The 22,229-nt window shown below is 35.3% G+C and carries 18 protein-coding genes and 2 rRNA genes (1 of these 20 only partly in view); 16 read left to right on the plus strand and 4 right to left on the minus strand.

All coding sequences use genetic code 11. The features are described 5' to 3' along the window. Both ACONDI_RS14285 and rrf read left to right on the plus strand, forming a co-directional pair. Positions 1 to 1,069 (plus strand): 23S ribosomal RNA (locus tag ACONDI_RS14285) (it extends 1,933 nt beyond the left edge of the window). A gap of 227 nt (positions 1,070 to 1,296) precedes the next feature. Beyond that, a 5S ribosomal RNA gene (gene rrf, locus ACONDI_RS14290) occupies positions 1,297 to 1,413 on the plus strand. Between the two features lie 47 nt (positions 1,414 to 1,460). Here rrf and ACONDI_RS14295 read toward each other — a convergent pair. Then, on the minus strand, positions 1,461 to 2,627 hold the full coding sequence (locus ACONDI_RS14295; RefSeq protein WP_241079208.1) for an HD-GYP domain-containing protein: 1,167 nt from the start codon (positions 2,625 to 2,627) through the stop codon (positions 1,461 to 1,463). Positions 2,628 to 2,868: 241 nt separating this feature from the next. On the opposite strand from ACONDI_RS14295, the gene ACONDI_RS14300 reads away from it, so the two are divergent. From ACONDI_RS14300 to ACONDI_RS14335, 8 genes are all read left to right on the plus strand, one after another. After that, positions 2,869 to 4,926, plus strand: coding sequence for a cell division FtsA domain-containing protein (locus ACONDI_RS14300; protein WP_241079209.1), 2,058 nt, complete (start codon positions 2,869 to 2,871; stop codon positions 4,924 to 4,926). A gap of 9 nt (positions 4,927 to 4,935) precedes the next feature. Further along, on the plus strand, positions 4,936 to 5,424 hold the full coding sequence (locus ACONDI_RS14305) for a 2-thiouracil desulfurase family protein (RefSeq protein ID WP_241079210.1): 489 nt from the start codon (positions 4,936 to 4,938) through the stop codon (positions 5,422 to 5,424). A gap of 105 nt (positions 5,425 to 5,529) precedes the next feature. Continuing rightward, positions 5,530 to 6,969 (plus strand): IMP dehydrogenase, encoded by a 1,440-nt coding sequence (gene guaB / locus ACONDI_RS14310; protein WP_241079211.1) that lies wholly within the window; start codon positions 5,530 to 5,532, stop codon positions 6,967 to 6,969. A gap of 130 nt (positions 6,970 to 7,099) precedes the next feature. Next, positions 7,100 to 8,461 (plus strand): sodium-dependent transporter, encoded by a 1,362-nt coding sequence (locus tag ACONDI_RS14315; RefSeq protein WP_241079212.1) that lies wholly within the window; start codon positions 7,100 to 7,102, stop codon positions 8,459 to 8,461. 73 nt (positions 8,462 to 8,534) lie between these two features. Next, complete coding sequence (locus ACONDI_RS14320; protein WP_241079213.1) at positions 8,535 to 10,007, plus strand: aminotransferase class I/II-fold pyridoxal phosphate-dependent enzyme; 1,473 nt, start codon at positions 8,535 to 8,537, stop codon at positions 10,005 to 10,007. After that, a complete protein-coding gene (locus ACONDI_RS14325) occupies positions 10,007 to 11,470 on the plus strand; it encodes an AAA family ATPase (RefSeq protein WP_241079214.1) in 1,464 nt (487 codons plus the stop codon). The genes ACONDI_RS14320 and ACONDI_RS14325 overlap by 1 nt, the downstream gene beginning before the upstream one ends. 5 nt (positions 11,471 to 11,475) lie before the next feature. Then, complete coding sequence (locus ACONDI_RS14330; protein ID WP_241079215.1) at positions 11,476 to 12,153, plus strand: dTMP kinase; 678 nt, start codon at positions 11,476 to 11,478, stop codon at positions 12,151 to 12,153. 69 nt (positions 12,154 to 12,222) lie between these two features. After that, the gene (locus tag ACONDI_RS14335) at positions 12,223 to 12,690 is read left to right on the plus strand and encodes a YaaR family protein (RefSeq protein WP_241079216.1); all 468 of its coding nucleotides are present in this window, start codon (positions 12,223 to 12,225) and stop codon (positions 12,688 to 12,690) included. A 13-nt stretch (positions 12,691 to 12,703) separates the two neighbouring features. Here the strand turns inward: ACONDI_RS14335 and ACONDI_RS14340 are convergent, their stop codons facing one another. Continuing rightward, the gene (locus ACONDI_RS14340) at positions 12,704 to 13,414 is read right to left on the minus strand and encodes a ZIP family metal transporter (RefSeq protein WP_241079217.1); all 711 of its coding nucleotides are present in this window, start codon (positions 13,412 to 13,414) and stop codon (positions 12,704 to 12,706) included. 118 nt (positions 13,415 to 13,532) lie between these two features. Between ACONDI_RS14340 and ACONDI_RS14345 the strand changes: the two genes are divergently transcribed. Next, positions 13,533 to 14,330, plus strand: coding sequence for a DNA polymerase III subunit (locus tag ACONDI_RS14345; protein ID WP_241079218.1), 798 nt, complete (start codon positions 13,533 to 13,535; stop codon positions 14,328 to 14,330). Between the two features lie 207 nt (positions 14,331 to 14,537). Next, entirely contained in the window at positions 14,538 to 15,425 is an 888-nt protein-coding gene (locus ACONDI_RS14350; protein WP_241079219.1) for a PSP1 domain-containing protein, read from the plus strand. Between the two features lie 9 nt (positions 15,426 to 15,434). Here the strand turns inward: ACONDI_RS14350 and ACONDI_RS14355 are convergent, their stop codons facing one another. Continuing rightward, positions 15,435 to 16,967 (minus strand): Mur ligase family protein, encoded by a 1,533-nt coding sequence (locus tag ACONDI_RS14355; protein WP_241079220.1) that lies wholly within the window; start codon positions 16,965 to 16,967, stop codon positions 15,435 to 15,437. Positions 16,968 to 17,064: 97 nt separating this feature from the next. Here ACONDI_RS14355 and rsmI point away from each other — a divergent pair, with 97 nt between their 5' ends. Beyond that, on the plus strand, positions 17,065 to 17,907 hold the full coding sequence (rsmI, locus tag ACONDI_RS14360) for a 16S rRNA (cytidine(1402)-2'-O)-methyltransferase (protein ID WP_241079221.1): 843 nt from the start codon (positions 17,065 to 17,067) through the stop codon (positions 17,905 to 17,907). 59 nt (positions 17,908 to 17,966) lie between these two features. Here rsmI and ACONDI_RS15725 read toward each other — a convergent pair whose 3' ends face one another. Continuing rightward, positions 17,967 to 18,245, minus strand: coding sequence for an AbrB/MazE/SpoVT family DNA-binding domain-containing protein (locus ACONDI_RS15725; RefSeq protein ID WP_420848151.1), 279 nt, complete (start codon positions 18,243 to 18,245; stop codon positions 17,967 to 17,969). Positions 18,246 to 18,513: 268 nt separating this feature from the next. On the opposite strand from ACONDI_RS15725, the gene metG reads away from it, so the two are divergent. From metG to ACONDI_RS14380, 3 genes are read left to right on the plus strand one after another with little or no spacing between them, the layout of a single operon-like run. After that, positions 18,514 to 20,514, plus strand: a complete 2,001-nt coding sequence (metG, locus tag ACONDI_RS14370) for a methionine--tRNA ligase (RefSeq protein WP_241079222.1) — start codon at positions 18,514 to 18,516, stop codon at positions 20,512 to 20,514. 7 nt (positions 20,515 to 20,521) lie between these two features. Continuing rightward, positions 20,522 to 21,292 carry a TatD family hydrolase gene (locus tag ACONDI_RS14375; RefSeq protein ID WP_241079223.1) on the plus strand — a complete coding sequence of 257 codons (771 nt, stop codon included), beginning with the start codon at positions 20,522 to 20,524 and terminating at the stop codon, positions 21,290 to 21,292. Between the two features lie 39 nt (positions 21,293 to 21,331). Then, positions 21,332 to 22,147, plus strand: coding sequence for a septal ring lytic transglycosylase RlpA family protein (locus tag ACONDI_RS14380; RefSeq protein WP_241079224.1), 816 nt, complete (start codon positions 21,332 to 21,334; stop codon positions 22,145 to 22,147). Positions 22,148 to 22,229 lie beyond the last annotated feature (82 nt).

The raw sequence follows: 22,229 nt of genomic DNA on the forward strand, positions 1-22,229 counted from the left end.
GTGCTGGAAGGTTAAGGGGAGAGGTTAGCACTTATGGTGCGAAGCTTCGAACCTAAGCCCCAGTAAACGGCGGCCGTAACTATAACGGTCCTAAGGTAGCGAAATTCCTTGTCGGGTAAGTTCCGACCCGCACGAAAGGCGCAACGACTTGGGCGCTGTCTCGACAAGGGGCCCGGTGAAATTGTACTACCTGTCAAAATGCAGGTTACCCGCGGCAAGACGGAAAGACCCCGTGGAGCTTTACTGCAGCTTGATATTGGATTTTGGTGTCACATGTACAGGATAGGTGGGAGGCTACGAACCCGGGGCGCCAGCTTCGGGTGAGCCGTCCGTGGGATACCACCCTTGTGTCACTGAAATCCTAACCACGAGCCGTAATCCGGTTCTGGGACATTGTCAGGCGGGCAGTTTGACTGGGGCGGTCGCCTCCCAAAGAGTAACGGAGGCGCCCAAAGGTCCCCTCAGCGCGGTTGGAAACCGCGCGCAGAGTGCAAAGGCATAAGGGGGCTTGACTGCGAGAGGGACACCTCGAGCAGGTACGAGAGTAGGGCTTAGTGATCCGGCGGTTATTTCGAGTGGAAGAGCCGTCGCTCAACGGATAAAAGCTACCCCGGGGATAACAGGCTTATCTCCCCCAAGAGTCCACATCGACGGGGAGGTTTGGCACCTCGATGTCGGCTCATCGCATCCTGGGGCTGGAACAGGTCCCAAGGGTTGGGTTGTTCGCCCATTAAAGCGGTACGTGAGCTGGGTTCAGAACGTCGTGAGACAGTTCGGTCCCTATCTGCCGCGGGCGCAGGAGACTTGAGTGGAGCCGTCCCTAGTACGAGAGGACCGGGACGGACAGACCTCTGGTGTATCAGTTGTCCCGCCAGGGGCACAGCTGAGTAGCTAAGTCTGGAAGGGATAAGCGCTGAAGGCATCTAAGCGCGAAGCCCACCACGAGATAAGGTCTCCCTCCCTCACAGAGGGTTAAGACTCCAGATAGAACATCTGGTAGATAGGTCAGAGGTGTAAGGGGAGCAATCCTTTTAGCTGACTGATACTAATAGGTCGAGGGCTTGACCTACCGGTTCAAATTTGGATCTACACTATGTGCAGCTTTCAGAGAATAAATGTGGCTGTATCTAGTTCAATTTAAAAATCAAGCGGCTTTTATTGATACATCTAAGGCTCATACCTTCGCCAAGATGTATTAGCAAAAAACCCTAAAGATTTTAAATTGAACTAGATACAGCCTGAAAAAAAGCCAAAAACAAGACAATGTAATATTGATATGACCTTTGAATCTAAGGGTCCGGTGAAAATAGCGGAGGAGACACACCTGTTCCCATTTCGAACACAGAAGTTAAGCCCTCCTGCGCCTATGGTACTGGGAGCGAGAGCTCCCGGGAGAGTAGGTCTTTGCCGGACCCTTTAGTTATTTCTGGGGATAATATTCAATACAAATTTACTAGTTTTTATAAATAGGAAATTATGTGGTTATAATTAGAACTCGATAATTTATGTTCCAGGGATGGAGGTAGCTTTTCAATTATAACTTTAATGTAATCTTCTTTTTCTTTATAAAGGTCTATTTCATATGGTTCTACAATATTAAAATTTTCGGAAAAGATTAGAATGGTTGGTTTTTCGGGTGAGTTTTTTATTTGTTTTGTTACAACTCCTATGCGATTTGAATTTAATAATACTATTGAGCCTGTAGGATAAATTGAAATGTTTTCAAAGAATTTTTTTATAATATGAGGATTAAGGGTAACACCTGAGTTTTCTTTAATGATATCTGCAGCTTCATAGGGTTTAATAGCTTTTCTATAAATTCTGTTGCTAGTAATTGCATCAAAGGTATCTGCAACAGCGCAAATTTGACCATAAAGATGAATGTTGTCTTTCCCCTTCTTACCTAACGGATATCCTGATCCGTCTAATCTTTCATGGTGAGTAAATGCCACATGGGCTGATATTAGGGAGATATTAGAAGAATTCCTTAATATATTATATCCTTCGATAGGATGTTTTTTTATTATTTCGTATTCTTTTTGATTTAGCTTTCTAGGTTTATTTAATATTTCTGGTGGTAATTTAGCTTTACCAATATCATGTAGCATTGCACCTACGGCTAGCTTTTTTATGTCTAGTTGATTTAGGTGTAATGCATGGCCTATAATTGATGAATATATGCAAACATTAATAGAATGTTGAAATAAATAATTGTCAAAAGATTTAATATTAGAAAGGTAAAATAATACTTGATTCGAATTTTTTATATCATCAATAATAGCATTTACTACTTGTGATACTTTTTCAAAATCTTTTTCGGTCAGGTTTTTGTGAGAAATATTTTCTATTGTTTCTCTCAAAGTTTTTAAAGCTTTTATTCTTGTTTCTTCATTAATAGCTTCATTTACTTCTAGGTCTGGAACTAACTCATTTCTAATATATGCCATTGTAAAGCCTTTCTGTTTTAAGGCTTTAATGTATTTTTTAGTTAAGGTTACACCTTCCCTTAAAATAGCTCGTCCTTTCTCGTCATATATAGTTTTCCCTAAAGTTTTTCCTACTGCCTGATCGTCCAATGGAATAGCTCTCATTTTAATCACCAATTCTTTAATTAAATATTTTACCATTATCATTTTAAAATGTATGAATATATTACCAATTTTCTTTGATTTTATAAATAGGACAGGTGGTTCTGTTTTTTAGGGCTTTTTTTCAAAACCTGGGCTAATAGGACTAGGTAAGCTAAATATGACAAAAAAGCTGCTAATACTAACAATTATTCACGGGTTTGAAGGAAATAGGCTTATTTTAAAGAAGTAGTTACTGAAAACCTTAATTTAGCTCTAGAAATATGAGGAGTGAGACTAGATGGGAAGCAAAAAAAACCTCTTTGCGCTCGATATTGGCACAAGAAATGTAGTTGGACTTGTATACCAACCAGTTGCAGATGGGATTAAGATAAGATCATTTAGTAAAAAAGATCATGATGTAAGATGTATGTTTGACGGACAAATTCATGATATTAATGAGGTAGCAGAAGTAGTCAAAGAGGTAAAAAATGAACTTGAAAAAAAGTTAAATTTAAAATTAGATAAAGTGGCTATAGCTGCTGCCGGACGTTCCCTTATGACTGAGAGGTCTTTTACTGAAAAAGAAAGAGACAATATACAGAGAATAGATAGTGATGAAATTTCTGCTCTTGAGCTACAGGCGGTTCAAAAAGCTCAGGCTAAGATAAAAGAAAAAGCAGCAAAAGAAGATAATAATGCAGAACATCATTGTGTTGGTTATTCAATTATAAATTATTATCTAAACGGACACCCTATTTCTAACCTTAATAGTCAAAAGGGAAATAAAATAGGTGTTGAAGTTATTGCCACATTTTTACCTCAGGTTGTAATCGATGGATTAGAGGGAGTCATGGAAGAAGTTGGCCTGAAAATTTCTAGCTTAACATTAGAACCTATAGCAGCTATAAATCTTGCAATTCCAAAAGAACTAAGGATGTTAAACCTTGCACTAATAGATATTGGTGCAGGTACTTCTGATATTGCCATAACTAAAGATGGTACAGTGGTAGCATATCAAATGGTACCTATAGCCGGAGATGAGATAACAGAAAAAATATGCCAAGAATTATTAGTAGATTTTAACACAGCGGAAAAAGTTAAATTATCTTTAGATAAAGCAAAAAGCGAAATACGCTACAAAGATGTAATTGGGGCAAACAAAAGTATTGAAAAAACCAAATTAATGGAAATAATTCAGCCTCCCCTAGATAAGCTTGCCGATTCATTAGCAAAAGCAATCCTCGAAGTAAATCAAACTGCACCTAGTGCTGTTTTTTGTATAGGTGGAGGTAGCCAACTCCCTACTCTAGATGACAAGTTGGCAGGGTATTTAGAATTAGATAAAGATAGAGTAACAATCAAAGGCGATGAAAACTGGGATAAGATCAAGAATTTAAGAAAAAGTTTGAAAGGCCCCGGAAGCGTTACTCCTTTGGGAATTGCTTTGAGTTCATGTAAAGGTAAGGATCTAGGTTTCTTTTATGTAACGATAAATGGAAGACTTGTAAGATTGTTTGGTAAAGACCAGGTTAAAGTAGCGGATGCTTTACTAGCTGCAGGATACAAGATGAAAAAATTAATTGCAAGTACTGGAAAAGGGATAAAAATAGAATTAAACGGAGTTGAAAGGTATTTTCCAGGAAATACCGGAGAACCTGCAAAGATAATGGTTAACGGCGAGACGGCTGGACTTGAAACAATTGTGAAAAATAATGACGATATTTATATTGAAGAAGCTAAACAGGGTAGTACTAGACGGTTAAAAGCTAAAGAACTTTATTATGAAGTAGAGTCAAAATATTTTTACTTAAATGGTGAAAAAGTAAGTTTTCCATATGAGGTCTTAATGAATGGGGAAAGAATTCTACCGGAAAAACAGATAACTGATGGAAGTAAAATAGAAATAAAGATATTAAATAAAGTTGAGGATTTAGCTAAGAATTTAGAACTAGACTTAGATGAATTTGATCTTATATGGAATACAAAAGTATTAGACAAAGAAGATATAATTGAAAATAAGGCAGAACTTTTGTGCAAAAGAAGACAAACTGAAGGATCTGATAATGATAATTTTGATGATAAAAGTGACGAAAAGAAAGTCGATGAAAGATCACAAGATAATGATGTATTAATAATTGAAGTTAATGGTGATGAATTAGAGATTGCTAAAACTAAAGAACCTAAGTTTTTAGATATTTTCAAATATGTTGGCTTCGATACCTCCGCTAAAAAAGGTGATTTAATAATGAAAATTAATGAAGAGCCTGCCGAATTTACTTCACCTATTAAAAATGGTGATAGGCTGACTATATTTTGGTCTGAAGAAGGTATGAAAAAGTTAGAGAGGTTAGACTGATTTTGTGAAATGGAGGCGGCAACAATTATATTAGTAAGTGCATGCTTGATTGGCATAGATTGTAATTATAAGGGTGAAAATAATCTTGAAAGCTGGGTATTAGACTTATGCAATAGCTACCTGGTTATTCCTGTATGTCCAGAGCAGCTTGGAGGACTTACAACGCCTAGGTTGCCTTCTGAGCTAAAAGAAGGTGATGGAGAATCAATTTGGGAGGGAAAAAAGGGCTGTGTAATAAACAGCAAAGGTGAAGAATTTACGCAGCAATTTATTTTTGGAGCAAAACAAATAATAAAAATTTCTAGGATTTTTGGCATAAGACATGCAATTATGAAAGATAAAAGCCCCTCTTGTGGGGTTTTTAATATATTTGATGGAAGTTTTTCTGGTAATATTATAGAAGGAATGGGAGTAACGGTGGCAGGTCTATACTATGAAGGGATAAATATTTTTTCACAAAAACAAAAAGAAGAGTTTAGCCGTATGTTTTTATATTGACACTAATGTGTTGGTTTGTTAAACTTATGTTTAATTATCCTGCCGTAAGCTGTCGATTTCACTCGATACGAGGTGTTTAATAAAAAAGATTGGAGGTGTTTTGTAATGTACCAGGAAGGCCTTACCTTTGATGATGTATTGTTAAAACCAGCTAGATCTTCGGTTTTGCCTGATGAAACTGATGTGAGTACTAACCTAACTCGTAAGATTCGTTTAAATATACCTTTAGTTAGCGCAGGGATGGATACAGTTACAGAATCTAGACTTGCAATATCTATTGCAAGAGAAGGTGGTATTGGAGTAATTCATAAAAACATGTCTATTGAAAAGCAGGCACGTGAAGTAGACAGGGTTAAACGTTCTGAACATGGAGTCATAACTAACCCATTTCATTTATCTCCAGAACATACAATAAATGATGCTGCCACCTTGATGGAAAGATATAGAATCTCTGGGGTTCCGATTACAGAAGATAATAAGCTCATAGGTATATTAACCAATAGAGATTTAAGGTTCGAAAATGATTATAATCGCAAAATTAAAGAAGTAATGACTGCCGAAGGCTTGGTCACTGCACCAGAGGGGACAAATCTTGCTGAGGCGCAAAAGATACTACAAAAATATAAAATTGAAAAATTACCAATAGTTGATGAAAAAAGAGAGCTTAAAGGATTAATTACTATTAAAGATATCGAAAAAGCCATCCAATATCCAAATGCAGCCAAAGACCAAAAAGGTCGGCTTTTGATTGCAGCAGCAGTAGGTGTAGCTGATGATTTGGAAAAACGGTCAAAAGCTCTTGTAGATGCAGGGCTTGATGTTTTAGTAATAGACACAGCTCATGGTCATACAGAAAAAGTTATAAATTCAATTGATCATCTAAAACAGGAATATCCTGATACTCAGCTTATTGCAGGAAACGTTGCAACTACCAAAGGAGCTTTAGATCTTATTGAGGCTGGAGCAGATGCTATAAAAGTTGGTGTCGGTCCGGGATCAATTTGTACAACAAGAGTGGTAGCTGGAATAGGTGTTCCACAGATAACAGCAGTAATGGAATGTGCGAAAGCTTGCAATGAAAAAAATGTACCGCTTATTTCTGATGGAGGCATAAAATATTCTGGAGATATAACTAAAGCGGTTGCTGCGGGTGCAGACGTAGTTATGATAGGGAGTCTTTTTGCGGGAACTGAAGAAAGCCCTGGCGAATTTGAAATTTATCAGGGGAGAAGCTATAAGGTTTATCGTGGAATGGGTTCAGAGGATGCAATGAAAGAAGGAAGTAAAGATAGATACTATCAGGACAAAAACAATAAATTGGTGCCTGAAGGCATAGAAGGCAGGGTACCATATCGGGGAACATTAAAAGATACAGTATACCAGTTAGTAGGTGGACTTAGGTCAGGCATGGGATACTGTGGAACAAAAGATATAATAAGTCTTCAAAAAAATACAGAATTTATTAGAATTTCGAGTGCAGGACTTAGAGAAAGTCATCCACATGACGTTCAGATAACAAAGGATGCCCCCAATTACAGCGTTTAATTAAATTTAACTTATTTAAACGAAACTTTTTTTATCCAAAAATTCAACTGCAGCAGGAATTATAGCAAATGACTAGAAATACAGATATTATTAAAATAACTATTATATGTAACAGGAAAGGAGGATAAAAATGGTTAATGGAAGAGAGAATTGGGCATCAAAGATTGGTTTTGTTCTTGCAGCAGCAGGATCTGCTGTAGGCCTAGGTAACATTTGGAGATTTCCTTATGTGACAGGTGAGCATGGAGGGGCCGCATTTTTAATTATTTATTTAATCGCTATAGTTTTAATAGGTTATCCTGTCATGGTTACTGAGATCTCCCTTGGAAGAAGTACCCAGAAAAACCCTGTTGGTGCATTTAAAGCTCTAGCCCCAAATACCTCTTGGTGGCTTGTAGGTGCTTTAGGTGTGCTGACAGGTTTTGTTATTTTGAGTTATTATTCTGTAATTGCTGGGTGGTCTTTGGCCTTTATGGTTAACTCCCTCGGTGGTTTCCCACAGGGAATTGAGGCTGCGGAAGAATTGTTTATGGGGCATATTACAGGTGTAGGCACACCAATTCTTTATCACGCTATTTTTATGGTTCTTACTGCAGGTATTATAGCTGCAGGTGTTGTAAAAGGTATTCAGCGAGCGGTACAGTTTCTTATGCCTATCCTGGCGATTCTACTTGTGTTGGTAGTATTAAGGTCTTTAACATTAGAAGGTGCCGGAGAAGGTCTTGCCTTTTTATTTGCTCCTGATTTTGGAGCTGTTACTGGTAACACTTTCTTGAGTGCAGTTGGGCAGGCATTTTTCACCTTGAGTCTTGGAATGGGTGCAATATTGACTTATGGTAGTTATCTTTCTAACAAAGATGAGATTCCCGGAAGTGCAGCTCAAATAATTGGCTTTGATACAGGTCTAGCAATAGTAGCGGGACTTGCAATATTCCCGGCATTTTTTGCTTTAATCGGTACTGAAGAAGTTGCTATGGAAAGTGTAGGGCTTGTATTTATTACTCTCCCTGCTGTTTTTGCTGAAATGCCAATGGGAACTATTTTTGGATTTTTATTTTTCTTACTTTTATCAATAGCAGCCTTGACCTCTGCTATATCATTACTTGAGGTTGTTGTAGCTTATGTTATTGATGAACACCACTGGCCAAGGACTATGGCTGCTGTAGTTGTCGGGGCTATAATTTTTGTAGTAGGTATACCGCCGATTTTAGGTTATAGTACTTGGGACGGATTTAGTTTTGCTGGAATGGATATTTTAGATACTTATGACTTTTTTGCAGATAGTATCTTCTTGCCGTTAGGTGGAGTTCTTACCAGTATTTTTGCTGGTCATGTATGGGGAACTAGAAATGTTATCGAAGAAGCAAATAGAGGTAATGTTAGCTTTAGAGTTGGTTACTGGATTTCGCCATTGCTGAAATATGTTATTCCACTGGGAGTTTTTGTTGTAATGGTATTTGGAGTTCTTGAAGCTCTAGGAATAATTGGTTAAACAAAACTTATTTAAGTAAAAAAGGGGCCTTTCCTGAGAGGGAAGGCCTTATTTATATGAATGGGTGATTATTTTGAAATTTCGTAAAGAAAGAAGAGAAACCCCAATATATGAAGCGTTGAAAAAATATATAAATAAAGAATATTTGAACTTTCATACACCTGGACACTGTCAGGGAAAATGGGTGGAGGAAAAATTAAAAAAGGTCATTGGGGAAAAAGTTTTTAAGGCAGACCTGACAGAACTTCCGGGGCTAGACAATCTTAATAATCCAGTGTCTTCTATTAAAGAATCTGAAAGATTAGCTGCTGAGACTTTTGGTGCTGATAATACTAAGTTTCTTGTAAATGGATCTACAGCAGGTATAATGGCAGCGATAATGACTGCAGCCAGCCAAGATGAAAAGATATTAATCCCTAGAAATGCTCACAAATCAGTATATAATGCCTTGATTTTATCCGGAGCAGATCCATCTTATTTGCCATTAAAAAAAACAAATGGGAATTTTCCTTTGAACGTAGATATAGAGGTATTAAAAAATAAGTTAAAAGAAAATATATTTAAAGCACTTTTGTTGACAAATCCAAGTTATTATGGTGTCTGTATTAATAATATAAATGAAATAAAGTGTAATCCTACGCATAATGATATATTAATGATAATTGATGAGGCCCATGGTGCCCATTTAGATTTTTGTAACAAACTCAGTGATGGTGCCTCAAAAAGTGGTGCTGATTTGTGGGTTCAGAGCATACATAAAAATCTTGGTTCTTTGACCCAAAGTGCTATGCTCCATTTTCGAGAAGATAAAATAGATAGCCAAAGACTAGAGGCCATGTTGAGCTTGCTACAGACTACGAGTCCTTCTTATTTGCTGCTTCTTTCATTGGAGTTAGCAAGATATAACCTTGAAATTAAAAGCAATTTATGGGATGATTTTATTGAAAGGTTGATTAGATATAGACAAAAAATAATTGAAGAAATTAAAGGATTTGAACTGCTCCAAAAAAACGATTTAGATCCTTCTTTTAATCTTGATATTACAAAACTTACGTTGTTTACAAATAAACTAGGTGTAACGGGTTATGAAATAGCCAAGATTTTGAGAGAAGATTATAATATACTAGTTGAGATTTCTTCATATGACCATATACTTCTGTTTTTGACTCCTGCCCATGATGAAGAAGATCTAGGGTTTGTATTAAATGCCCTCGACGATCTCTCAAAAAGATTATTGAATTTTAACAAACCTTTACAACAAAACTATAAAAAAATTCCTGACATACCAGATATAGCTTTTAAGCCAGGAGATGCTATCAAGCTTAAAAACAGGGAAGTTAATTTAGAAGAGGCGTGTGGCAAAATCTCAGCCGATTTTGTTGTACCGTATCCTCCCGGCATACCTGTACTTATCCCGGGTGAAATTATCACAAAAGATATTATTAATTACATAGAATTTATTAATTTTATCGAGGGAACTATTATAGAAGGAGTTATAAAATCTAATAATAAAAGAAAAGGTATTAAAGTAGTGGAAAATTATTAATGCAACTTAACATAAAAGTAGGTGATCTAATTATGGAAGTGGATACTTATTATGAGTTAGAACTATTATTAAATGTTTTGCCGCCATATATTAAGGAATCTTTGCAGGGTAGAGATGATCTAGATAATTTAATTGAAATAGTATTGGACTTAGGTAGAAAGCCAGAAGCTAGATTTCCTGGCAATTTTGAATATCTTTCTGACAAAGAAGTTAGCAAAGATGATTTGAAATATGTAACTGATAGAGTAAGTCCTTTTGGCCTAGATAATAGATCAGGAATTGAAAAAACACTTCATAGAATTTCTGCCATAAAAAACAGAAGAGATGAGATCATTGGTCTTACATGCAGAGTAGGCAAGACAGTTTTTGGGACTGTGGATATTATAAGAGATGTCATTGCTGAAGAAAATAGCATGCTTTTACTGGGGAAACCAGGTATAGGAAAGACAACAATGCTTAGAGAAACCTCTAGAATTTTGGCTGATGAATTTAACAAAAGAGTTGTAATTGTAGATACCTCTAACGAAATTGCAGGAGACGGGGATATTCCTCACCCGGGTATTGGTCATGCTAGAAGGATGCAAGTAAAAACTCCAGAAAAGCAGCATGATGTTATGATAGAGGCTGTGGAGAATCATATGCCAGAGGTTATAATTATTGACGAAATAGGAACTGAAAAGGAAGCAGACGCAGCTAAAACTATAGCTGAAAGAGGCGTACAGTTAATAGCTACTGCCCATGGGAATTTGTTAGAGAATTTGATATCGAACCCAACTCTATCTGAATTAATAGGTGGGGTCAAATCTGTAACTTTAGGGGACGAGGAAGCCAAGAAAAGAAATACACAGAAAGCAGTACTTGAAAGAAAAGGTGTGCCTACTTTTGATGTTGTGGCAGAAATTGTAGATAGAAAGACTCTAAAAGTTCACAGACCGGTAGATAAAGTTGTGGACTTATATCTTAGAGGTTTAATTCCACAGCCTGAGATAAGAATTAGAGAAGGTAATACTGGTGGAGAAATAATTCAAAATTCAGATGTTGAGGGATTAAATAATTCTGAAATACAAACTACAGATGATCCAGAGGATCTATACATAGATGATTCATATGACATGATAGATCAAGCAAAGGCCCAAAAAAGCCTTTGGTCTTCTAAAAAATCACCTAAAATTTATCCTTATGCCATAAGTAGAAAGCATATAGAAAAAGTAATTAATAAATTTAATATCAAAGCTAGTTTAACAAAGCACATCCATGAAGCAGACCTTATGATAACAGTCAAATCTCAAAAAAGAAAAGGTACAGGAAAAATCAAAAAAGCCTATGAAGAAGATATCCCGGTTTATGTAATAAAGAAGAATAATTTTACCCATGTTGAAAAGATTTTAAGAAAATTGTTTGTCGATGATGATGAAAATAATGATGAAACTGAAGCAAATAATGATGAAATGGGCGGGGGTTGATTTGAATGGGAGGTAAGCTTATTGTTATAGAATCAGGTTCAGATGCGAGCGGCAAGGCCACACAAACCAAGGTGCTTTATAATAGACTTTTAAAAGAAAATTATAATGTTAAAAAAATTGAGTTCCCTAATTATAAAAGTGACTCATCAGCACTAGTGAAAATGTACTTGAACGGAGATCTTGGTGAAAATCCCGAAGATATTAATCCATATGCTATATCAACATTTTATGCTGTAGATAGATTTGCTTCTTATAAGATGCAGTGGGAGGATTTTTATCAAGGTGGTGGAGTGATTCTCGCAGACAGATATACGACTTCAAATATGGTTTATCAAGCAGCTAAATTTAACAATAAGGCTAAAAAAGATGAATTTTTGGACTGGCTGTGGGAATTGGAGTTTTCTCTATATGAACTTCCACAGCCCGATGTAGTATTTTTTTTGGATATACCTCCAACTTTCACAAAAAAACTGATGAAAGAGAGGAAAGAAGTAAATGGTGATGGACAACTCAAAGATATTCACGAAGAAAATTTGCAATATCTAGAACAATCTTATAATAATGCCCTTTATATTGCAGACAAGTACAACTGGGAAAAAATAAACTGTGTAAAAAATAACGAATTGATGACAATAGATGAAATTAATGAGCTTATATATAAAAAATCAAAGGATTACTTTTAAAGGTGTTTTTTATGTTTTGTAGAAAGAAATATAAAATCCAATTAAACTAAAAGGAGCGGGGCTTATAAAATGGTAAAAATCGATAAAGAGCTACTTAAGAGAAATGTATCAAGAGGTTCTTTGCCATCTACCCAGTCCAAAAAAGATTCAAACCAAGTAGAAAAACCTGCTAAAGAATTTAGGTTTCAAATGGCAAGGTCTAAAGCAAACCTGGTACTAGAGGAGTTGAAGATGTTAAAAGCGGAGATAGAGGAAAAAGGGAATAATCTTGCTGATAATTTGACCTGGGAAAGATTTTTAGATTACAAAAATACAGTCAAGGAATTTATGGAGATATATATAAAAGAAAACCATCTATTAAAAGAAACCCCTGGGGTGGGGGTTAGAGGGCGGAAAAAAGTATATACGCTTGTAAATAAAGTTGACGAAGAGCTAAATAAACTTGCAGATGCTGTTTTAGAAGGGGAAAGTGGTAGGATCCAGGCAGTCTCCTCTATTACAGAAATTAGAGGTCTTTTGATGGATGTTTTTAGGTAATTTTGCTAAATAATTAAAATAAAATATAACCAAGCAAAAATCCTATTAACAAGCCAATGTTGGCAAATGAAGTGTCAAATTTATGTCCTTCAGGGATTAATTCATGAAAGACAATATATAGCATTGCTCCAGCGGCAAAAGCAAGCCCCATCCCTACAAGCTTTGCTGAAATACCAAAGATAGCTATACTGGTGATTGTACCAAGAGGGGCCATCAAGCCTGCAAAAAGAGTAAATAATATTATACGTAAATTTCCTAGCCCACCTGCCTTAAGGGGGCCAGCTGTTGCCATCCCTTCGGGGACATTGTGTATACCAATTGATATAGCTATAAAGAGACCTAGTTCGGGACTTGCCTCTAAACCAGCTCCAATAGCCATTCCTTCAGGGAAATTATGAAGAGCTATACCGAGCAGTACCAAATAGCCAACTTTTAAGATATTGTTGTTTTTGCTTTCCTCTGTAAGGTGCATATGGGGGATAAATAGGTTCAGAAAATGAAGTATCCCTGCCCCAAATATAAAGCCGATAACACTTAAAATGGCTGTACTAAACTCTAAAGCTTCTCTCATTAACTCAAATGTGGAGATTGCAAGCATTATTCCTGCTGCAAAACCTAATAAAAAAGCAAGGGTTTTTCCTTTAGGTCTGCCAAATGATAATACAATTATTGCCCCTAGCACCGTGGAAAAACCTGCCAGAGTACTGTATAGTATTCCTTCCAATTTGCTTCCCTCCTTAACAAATTTACAACACTTATGAAGGATTCTGTTTGATTTTAATTTTTCCTTCCTGTTATAATAACTTAAGATCAAAAAATAAAATTATGCGAGGTAGTAGTAAATGCAATTTGAAGACTTTGTAGGTCAAAAAGATATAATTTCTGTGCTTAAAAAAAAATTAGCCGAAGATAGAATTGGACATGCAATTCTTTTTTGTGGACCTAATGGTCAGGGTAAAAGAACCCTGGCACTGTTATTTGCCAAGGCAATTTTGTGCCTTGAGCAAGAAGGCTCTAAAAAAGATGGTTTTTGTGGAGAGTGTATATCCTGCAAAAAAGTTGACAAGTTTATACATCCTGATTTATTATTTATAGCTCCACAGGGCAAAAGTATAAAAATTGAACAAGTAAGAGAGCTTAAAAAAGAGCTACTTTTCAAGCCAGGTGAAGGTGATAAGAAAATTTTTATAATGGAAGATGTCCATGCTATGTCTAACGAAGCTGCTAACAGTATGTTGAATATATTAGAAGAGCCTCCTGAATACGTAGTATCAGTTTTATTGACTTCTAATCTTTCGATGCTGCTTCCTACAATCTTGTCTCGCTGTGAAATATATAAGTTTTCACCGGTACCTCCAAAAGATATGTATGAATACTTCAAAGGTAATATTAACTATAATGTTAATCATATTGAAAATGACATCAATAAAGCTGTGGCTTTGTCCGGTGGACGTCTAGCAAAGGCAAAGATGTTTCTAGAAAATGATTTATATAAGAATCAGGAAAGAGAAATTATAGAAGCTTTTGAAACTTTTTTAGACAAAAAAAATAGATTAGCTTTGTTTGAATGGGCTGAAAAATTGGCAGAGAAGACAGATGAAGAGCTAGACATGTTTTTTGAAATATTTACTCTTTTTTGAGAGATATATTTATATTCAAAATTGCTCAGAATGAAGAGTTATTATATGGTTTTGACAATATCAAGGAGTATTCTGAATACTTTTCAATTGAAGACATTGAACTAATTATAACAAAAATAGAAAAAGCCAAGCAGTATTTATCTTCAAATGTTAATCGACTTTTAACGTTTGAAGGGATGTTACTTGAAATCAAGGAGGTTATTAATAATGAATGATAGATACCTGGTAGTTGGCGTTAGGTTTAAAAGAGCTGGGAAAATATATTATTTTTCACCGGAAGATATAGAAGAAGAGTTGAAATCGGGAAACTATGTAATTGTTGAGACTTCTAGAGGGTTAGAATTTGGGGAGATAGTTATACCTCCAAGGGAATTGCCAGAAGAAGAACTTGTTTTTCCGTTGAAAAAAGTCATTAGGAAAGCTACGCCTGAAGATGAGGCTCAAATGCAGGAAAACAAAAGAAAAGAAGATGAAGCTTTTGATACTTGCTTAGAGAAAATAGAAGAGCACAAGCTTGATATGAAGCTTGTAGATGTAGAATATAATTTTGATAACAGTAAAGTTATTTTTTATTTTACTGCTGATGGGAGAATAGATTTTAGAGAACTTGTTAAAGACTTGGCTTCGATATTTAAAACAAGGATAGAGCTTAGGCAGATAGGAGTTAGAGATGAAGCAAAAATCTTAGGAGGCTTAGGTCCTTGTGGTAGACCTCTTTGTTGTGCTTCTTTTTTGGGTGAATTTGAGCCGGTTTCAATTAAAATGGCTAAAGAACAGAACCTTTCATTAAATCCGGCAAAAATATCGGGTATTTGTGGCAGGCTAATGTGTTGTTTGAAATATGAATCAGAAACTTATGAAATGGCAAAAGAGGATTTTCCTGGTGAAGGTGCTAAAGTTTCTACCATGGATGGGCAGGGAGAAGTTGTTGGTGTTAATATAATTAAAGGAACAGTGCATGTGGAAATGAACGACACACATAAATTGAATGAGTATGAATTAGATGATTTAGAAATTATTGAAGATGCACCAAAAGAACAGATTGATGATGAAGATTTGGAAAAAGATATAATAGAAGATGATGACTTGACCTGAGAATGATAGCTAGATAATTTCTTTAAGAATTGTTTGAGCAGAGTCCATACCATGACCTCCGATAAGTAATATAATGTCATTTTTATTTGCTAATCTAACTGCTTTTTTGAGTGCTGGCTTTAGCTCTTCTTTGACATTAATATTAAGATTCGTGTCATTAGTTCTATTTAAAGAATTATAAAATGTGTCAAATTCAGCTTTAGATATGGAGTTTTGCTGCTCTTCTAGATCTTTATACTTTGTAATAATAAGTTCCTTTAAAGGTATGTCTTTTAGTTCTTGAGAGAGGGTTTTAGCATTTTGTAAATTGATTTTAACACCTCGCCCTCCTCTGACTCCAAATACCAGAATTAGTGAATTAAATGGCAGCTGTTTAACGGTATTTATTACAGCTTTTATACTTGCAGGATTATGAGCGAAATCATCAATTACTGTAAAATTATTTTTGTGAACTACCTGAAATCTTCTAAATAGACCTTTGAATTCAGGTAGGTAATTAGCTATATCTTCTAACTTTACACCTAATAATGCAGAACATATTATAGCCAGTGCAGCATTATAAACATTATGCTTCCCTGGAAGTGGTATACTGATAGGTGTTTTGCCCGGTGAAATAATTTCGTTGTTTAAAGTTGGTATTTCTTCGTTGATTTGTAAGTCAAACTCTGATTTTTGGTTTAGTAGCTTTAGGTTTGATATTTTGATCATAGAATGGTCATAATCAAGAGAGTACGTTATTATATTTGCCCTGGTGCGATTACAAAACTCAAGTACTATCGGATCATCTACATTAAAGATTGCATAGCTATCTGGTTTTAATAATTTAAAAAGATTAGCTTTTGAAAGAAAATAATCCCTGTAATTTGGGTGATAATCAAGATGATCGACAGAAAAATTAGTAATACCTGCTATGTCAAAGTCAATTTCATTAACTCTTTTTTCTTTTAAACTATGTGAAGAAACTTCCATAGTTACATAATCTATATTATCTTTATACATATTATACAAACTCTCTTGCAACTCGGGGGCCGTAGGGGTGGTTAAAGAAGAATTAACCTTTTTATCTTTGAATTTATTATAAACGGTTCCAAGTAAGCCAGAACTTTTATTATCACAGTTTAACAAATAATCTATTAAAAAAGTAGAGGAAGTTTTGCCATTTGTACCGGTAATACCTGTGACAAACATTTTATTACTTGGATACTCATATAAAGCGGCGGATGCTTTTGCCAATGCCTTTCTTCCATCTTTGACTTTTAGATATGGGACCTGTGAATCTTTTAGTTCGTTTTTTTGTTTTTCTGTGATTATTGCTTTTGCACCGTTTTCAATTGCTTGATTTATGTATTTATGGCCGTCTTCATTTATACCTTTATAAGCAACAAACAGATCGCCGTTTTTAACTTTTCTAGAATCATTAGTTATACCCGTTATAGTAACTTCTTTGTCTAGATCTCCTATTTCATCAATATCTGGACCTAATGTTTTTAATAAGCTAGTTATTGAAGTTGGAGTTTTGGCAAGACTATTCTTGTAGCTCATAATTATATCTCCTTTTATTTTTTTAAAAGTTCTAATTTTAGTTTTGAAAAGTTACTGGCTATTTATGATGACAGCTATAAGAAAAGGAGGTAAAATATTGAAAAATGAAAAAGGGGAACTGTTTATTTGTCCAACTCCAATAGGAAATATGAAGGACATTACAGATAGAATAAAGGAAACTTTAAAGTATGTGGATTTGATTGCCTGTGAAGATACAAGAAATGGCCAAAAATTGTTAAATCAGCTTGGTATCAAGAATAACTTGGTCAGTTATCATAAATTCAATCAGGAGAAAAAAGGGCTGGAATTAATAAAAAAATTAGAGTCAGGGGAAAACATAGCTTTGATCTCAGACGGTGGAACTCCTGTTATCTCAGACCCCGGAAGCTACTTAATAGCTGAAGCTGTAAACAAAGATATAAAAATCAAGTCACTTCCAGGTCCTTCTGCACTTATTACAGCTCTAGCTGCTTCTGGGCTAGAAGCAGACCGGTTTTATTTCCTCGGTTTTTTGCCCAAAAAAGGAGCGGATAGGCAAAAATACGTGCTAGACATATTGAACTCTGATTGTACTATTGTGTTTTATGAAAGCCCAAATAGAATTTATAAAACTTTGAAGGAGATAGCCCCAAAATGTCAAAGTCGAAGAATTATCATAGCTAGAGAGATTTCTAAAATTTATGAAGAGTATATAAGAGGACTTGGAGAGGAAATATTAAATCACCTGGCAGAAAAAAATATTAAGGGAGAATTAACAGTTATAATTGAGGGCAAAGGAGTTAATGAGAAGAACGTAAATGAAATGAACGATGAAGAGATTAAAGAGTATCTAAAAAAACTAATTGATCAAGGCTTTACAAAGAAAGATGCTGTTAAATCAGTAGTAGAAGTAAGTGGAGCCTCTAAAAGAAAAATATATGACGTTGCATTAAAAATTTAATAAAAACAAATAAGGGTTGTCCCAAAATAGGAACAACCCCTCGCTTCTGGGTTTAAGGATTAAGAAGCAGAATTTAAGTTGTCAATACATTCTTTACATACGATCTTGTTTTTGTAATTGGTAACGCTGTCAGCATTTCCACAAAAGATACATGCTGGTTCATACTTTTGGAGAATGATCTGCTCACCATTTACATAGATTTCTAGGGCGTCTTTTTCTTCGATACCAAGATTTCTTCTTAGCTCGATAGGTATAACTACCCTTCCTAATTCATCAACTTTTCTGACCAGTCCTGTAGATTTCAAGACGACTCCTCCCTCCTTAATAAATTTAGACATCTTTCGACAACCTATCCATAGTATACCAAAAAATTATTGAAAAATAAAGAAGTGTTGTATAATTTAGTAATACATACTAAAAAATAGAAAGAAAGCCTATTATAATGGGGTTTAATGGGCATTTTAATTTTCTTGACAGGTGTATATGTTTATTATAATCTTTTATAAGAAGTTTTAGATGGGTGTTTTTTTCGAACCTTCGCCCAATTTTTGATACAATAATACGGGTGGAAGGCTTTTTTAAATTCAATTAAGAGGAGGGATACAAATGACCGAAAAAGGTACGTTTTATATATCTACACCGATATATTATCCAAGTGGGAAATTACATATTGGCCATTCCTATACCACTGTTGCAGCAGACTGCATGGCCAGGTTTAAACGAATGATGGGCTATGACGTGATGTTTCTTACAGGTACTGACGAACATGGCCAAAAGATTGAGAGAAGGGCAAAGGACGACGGGAAAGAACCACAGGAGTTTGTTGATGAAATTGTTGATTGGATTAAAGACTTATGGGGTGTTTTAGATATAGAATATGACGACTTTATTAGGACAACACAGGAGAGGCACAAAAAAATTGTTCAAAAAATATTTCAAAAATTTTACGAGCAGGGAGACGTCTACAAAGATAAATATGAAGGCTGGTATTGTACTCCCTGTGAGTCTTTTTGGCTTGAAAGGCAGCTTGAAACAGGAAATGTATGTCCTGACTGCAGTAGGCCTGTAGAATGGGTTAAAGAAGAGAGTTATTTTTTCAAAATGAGCAAATATGCGGATAGATTACTTGAACATATCGAAAAAAATCCAGATTTTATCCAGCCGCCGGAAAGAAAAAATGAAATGGTTAATAACTTTTTAAAGCCGGGCCTGCAGGACCTCTGTGTTTCTAGAACAACTTTTAAGTGGGGAATACCTGTACCTATGGATCCTGACCATGTGATTTATGTTTGGCTCGATGCTTTGACCAACTATATTACAGCCCTCGGTTATTTGTCAGAAGATGATTCAAGATTTGAAAAATACTGGCCCTGCAATGTCCATCTGGTAGGAAAAGAAATAGTCAGATTTCATACAATATACTGGCCGATATTTTTGATGGCTTTTGGTCTGCCTCTTCCAAAACAGGTTTTTGGGCATGGTTGGCTTTTACTAGAAGATGGGAAAATAAGCAAATCAAAAGGTAATGTAATTGACCCTAAAGTTTTGTCTGAAAAATATGGCTCTGATGCTGTTAGGTTTTATCTTTTAAGAGAAATTCCTTTTGGTTCGGACGGAGTGTTTACTCCTGAATCTTTAATTGAACGAATGAACTATGATTTAGCTAATGACCTGGGTAATCTGCTTAATAGAACTGTAGCCATGGTTGATAAATATTTTGACGGTGAAATCCCTGAACCAGACAAATCTGCAGAAGAAGTTGATGAAGATTTGAGAAGTTTAGCAATTAAGACTCCAGAAGAAATGGTAGGATATATGAATGACCTAAAATTTTCAGATGCTTTGGAACATTTATGGAAGTTAATACGTCGTACTAACAAATATATAGATGAAACAAGGCCCTGGATTTTAGGCAAAGAGTGTAAAGATGATGAAAATAAAAAGAATAGATTGGGGACGGTTCTCTATAACCTATCAGAAAGTCTGAGAATAATTAGTATTATGCTTTGGCCCTTTATGCCAAAAACTCCAGGCGAAATTTGGGAACAACTTGGAATAGAAGATGAAAATATTCTAAAGTTTGATAGTGTAAAAGAGTGGGGACATTTGAAACCTGGACAAAAGGTTAAAAAAGATAAACCTCTATTTCCAAGATTAGAAATAGAAGAAGAGCTTGAAAAGCTTTCTGAAAAAGAGGACCAATCGGAAAAAACCAATAAAGATGCAAAAACTGAAGGGCCGTCCCACGCTGATTATGCTCTTAAAGATGAAACTGTCAAAATAGATGATTTTGCAAAGCTAGATATAAGGGTAGCTGAAATAATAAATGCAGAACCTGTTAAAGGCGCTGATAAGCTTTTGAAATTAGAAGTTGATTTAGGATTTGAAAAAAGACAGGTAGTAGCAGGAATAGCTAAAAAATATTCGCCTCAGGATATTGTAGGCAAAAAAACACTTATGATTGTTAACCTTAAGCCAACAAAGATAAAAGGTGTAAAATCTGAAGGGATGATTCTTGCTGCTTCAGATATAAAAGGAGATAAAGACGAAGTGGTTTTAACATCTTTGGATGATGTGGATATAACAAAAGGCAGTAAGGTGGAGTGATGAAAAAATGACATATTTAATTGATACTCATGCTCACTTAGATGATAATAGATTATCAAAAAACGTAGATTCATTAATTTCAGAAGCCAAAAAAAAAGGTGTGAATAGAATAATCAATATAGGCATAAGCATAGAATCATCAAAGAAAACAATTGAACTTGCAAAAAAATATGATGATATTTATGCAGCTGTTGGAATTCACCCTCATGATGCCAAAAATGCTCCAGAAGGTTATATAGATAGTTTAGAAAAAATGAGCCAAGAAGAAAAAGTGGTAGCTATAGGGGAGATGGGTTTGGATTATTTTAAAAACATTTCCCCTAAAGATACTCAAATAAAGGTTTTCAAAGAACAGCTGTCTCTTGCTAAAGAACTAAATATGCCTGTAGTGATTCATGATAGGGATGCCCATCAGGATATGATAAACATACTTAAGGATTTCAATGGTATAAAAGGTGTGTTTCACTGTTTTAGCGGCGACTGGAGTGTAGCATCTGAGTTACTAAAAATGGGCTATTATGTTTCCTTTACCGGTACTATTACCTTTAAAAAAGCTGAAAAACTAAGAGAAGTGGTTCGCCGTGCTCCTATGGATAGAATTATGGTCGAAACAGACTGTCCATATCTTGCCCCAGAACCTTTTAGGGGTAAGTTAAACCAGCCGGCTTATGCCAGGTTAGTTGGAGAAGCAGTTGCTGAAGAAAAAGACCTTCACCTGGACAAAGTAGCTGAAATAACTACACAAAATGCTATAAACTTTTTTGATGGGTTATCATAGATATAATTAAAAGCTTAGTGCTTGGAGGTAAATATAAAAATGATAAAAAACCATATAAGCTTTAACCTGGCATTAGTTTTATTATTTATGATTTTGTTTGGTAGTCTAGGATTTGTAGTAGCTGCTGAAATGACATATGACAAACTAGAAGTTGATGTATATATAAATGGTTTTAAGGAAGAAAAAATTCATGTCTCAAATGATTTAACAAAAAAAGAAATTTTGGAAGAAGCTGATATAATAATTGAAAGAGAAGACCGTGTGGTTAAAGAGCATGATGAAGAAGAGGGTTATGCGAAAATTACAGTGGATCAATTTAGGCAAGAAACAATAGAATCTATTGAACCTTTACCATATGAAGTAGAAAAAAAGGAAACTTCCGAATTAAAAAAAGGGGAAGAAAAAGTTGTAGAAAAAGGAAGAGATGGGTATTTAATAGAGAAAGTAGAGCTGTCATATCTAGGTGAAAAATTAACCGATAAAGAGATCTTAGATACAAAAGAGGTAGCACCTGATCCAAAAATTATAAAGGTCGGTACGACAGAAGAACCGGAAACTGAAATAATTGAACAGGGAACGGCTTCCTGGTATGGAAGCAAGTTTCATGGCAGAAGGACTTCTAGTGGGGAAACTTATAACATGAATGATCTTACCGCGGCTCATCCAGAGCTTGCTTTTGGAAGTGAAGTTAAAGTGGTAAGTGTAGCTACAGGAAAAAGCGTTACTGTGCGAATTAATGATAGGGGGCCTCATATTGGAGGCAGGATTATTGACCTATCAAAAAGAGCTGCAGAAGAAATAGGTCTAAGATCAAGAGGACTTGGGGAAGTTAAAGTAAAACGAATAAATAATTGAATCTACTGCAAAAAGCCTATATAAAACTTTGTTCAATATGACTTTTTGCAGTAAAATACATTAATCCGGCGAGATATTACTG

The sequence above is a fragment of the Natranaerofaba carboxydovora genome (assembly GCF_022539405.1).
Lineage (GTDB): Bacteria > Bacillota > Natranaerobiia > Natranaerobiales > Natranaerofabaceae > Natranaerofaba > Natranaerofaba carboxydovora.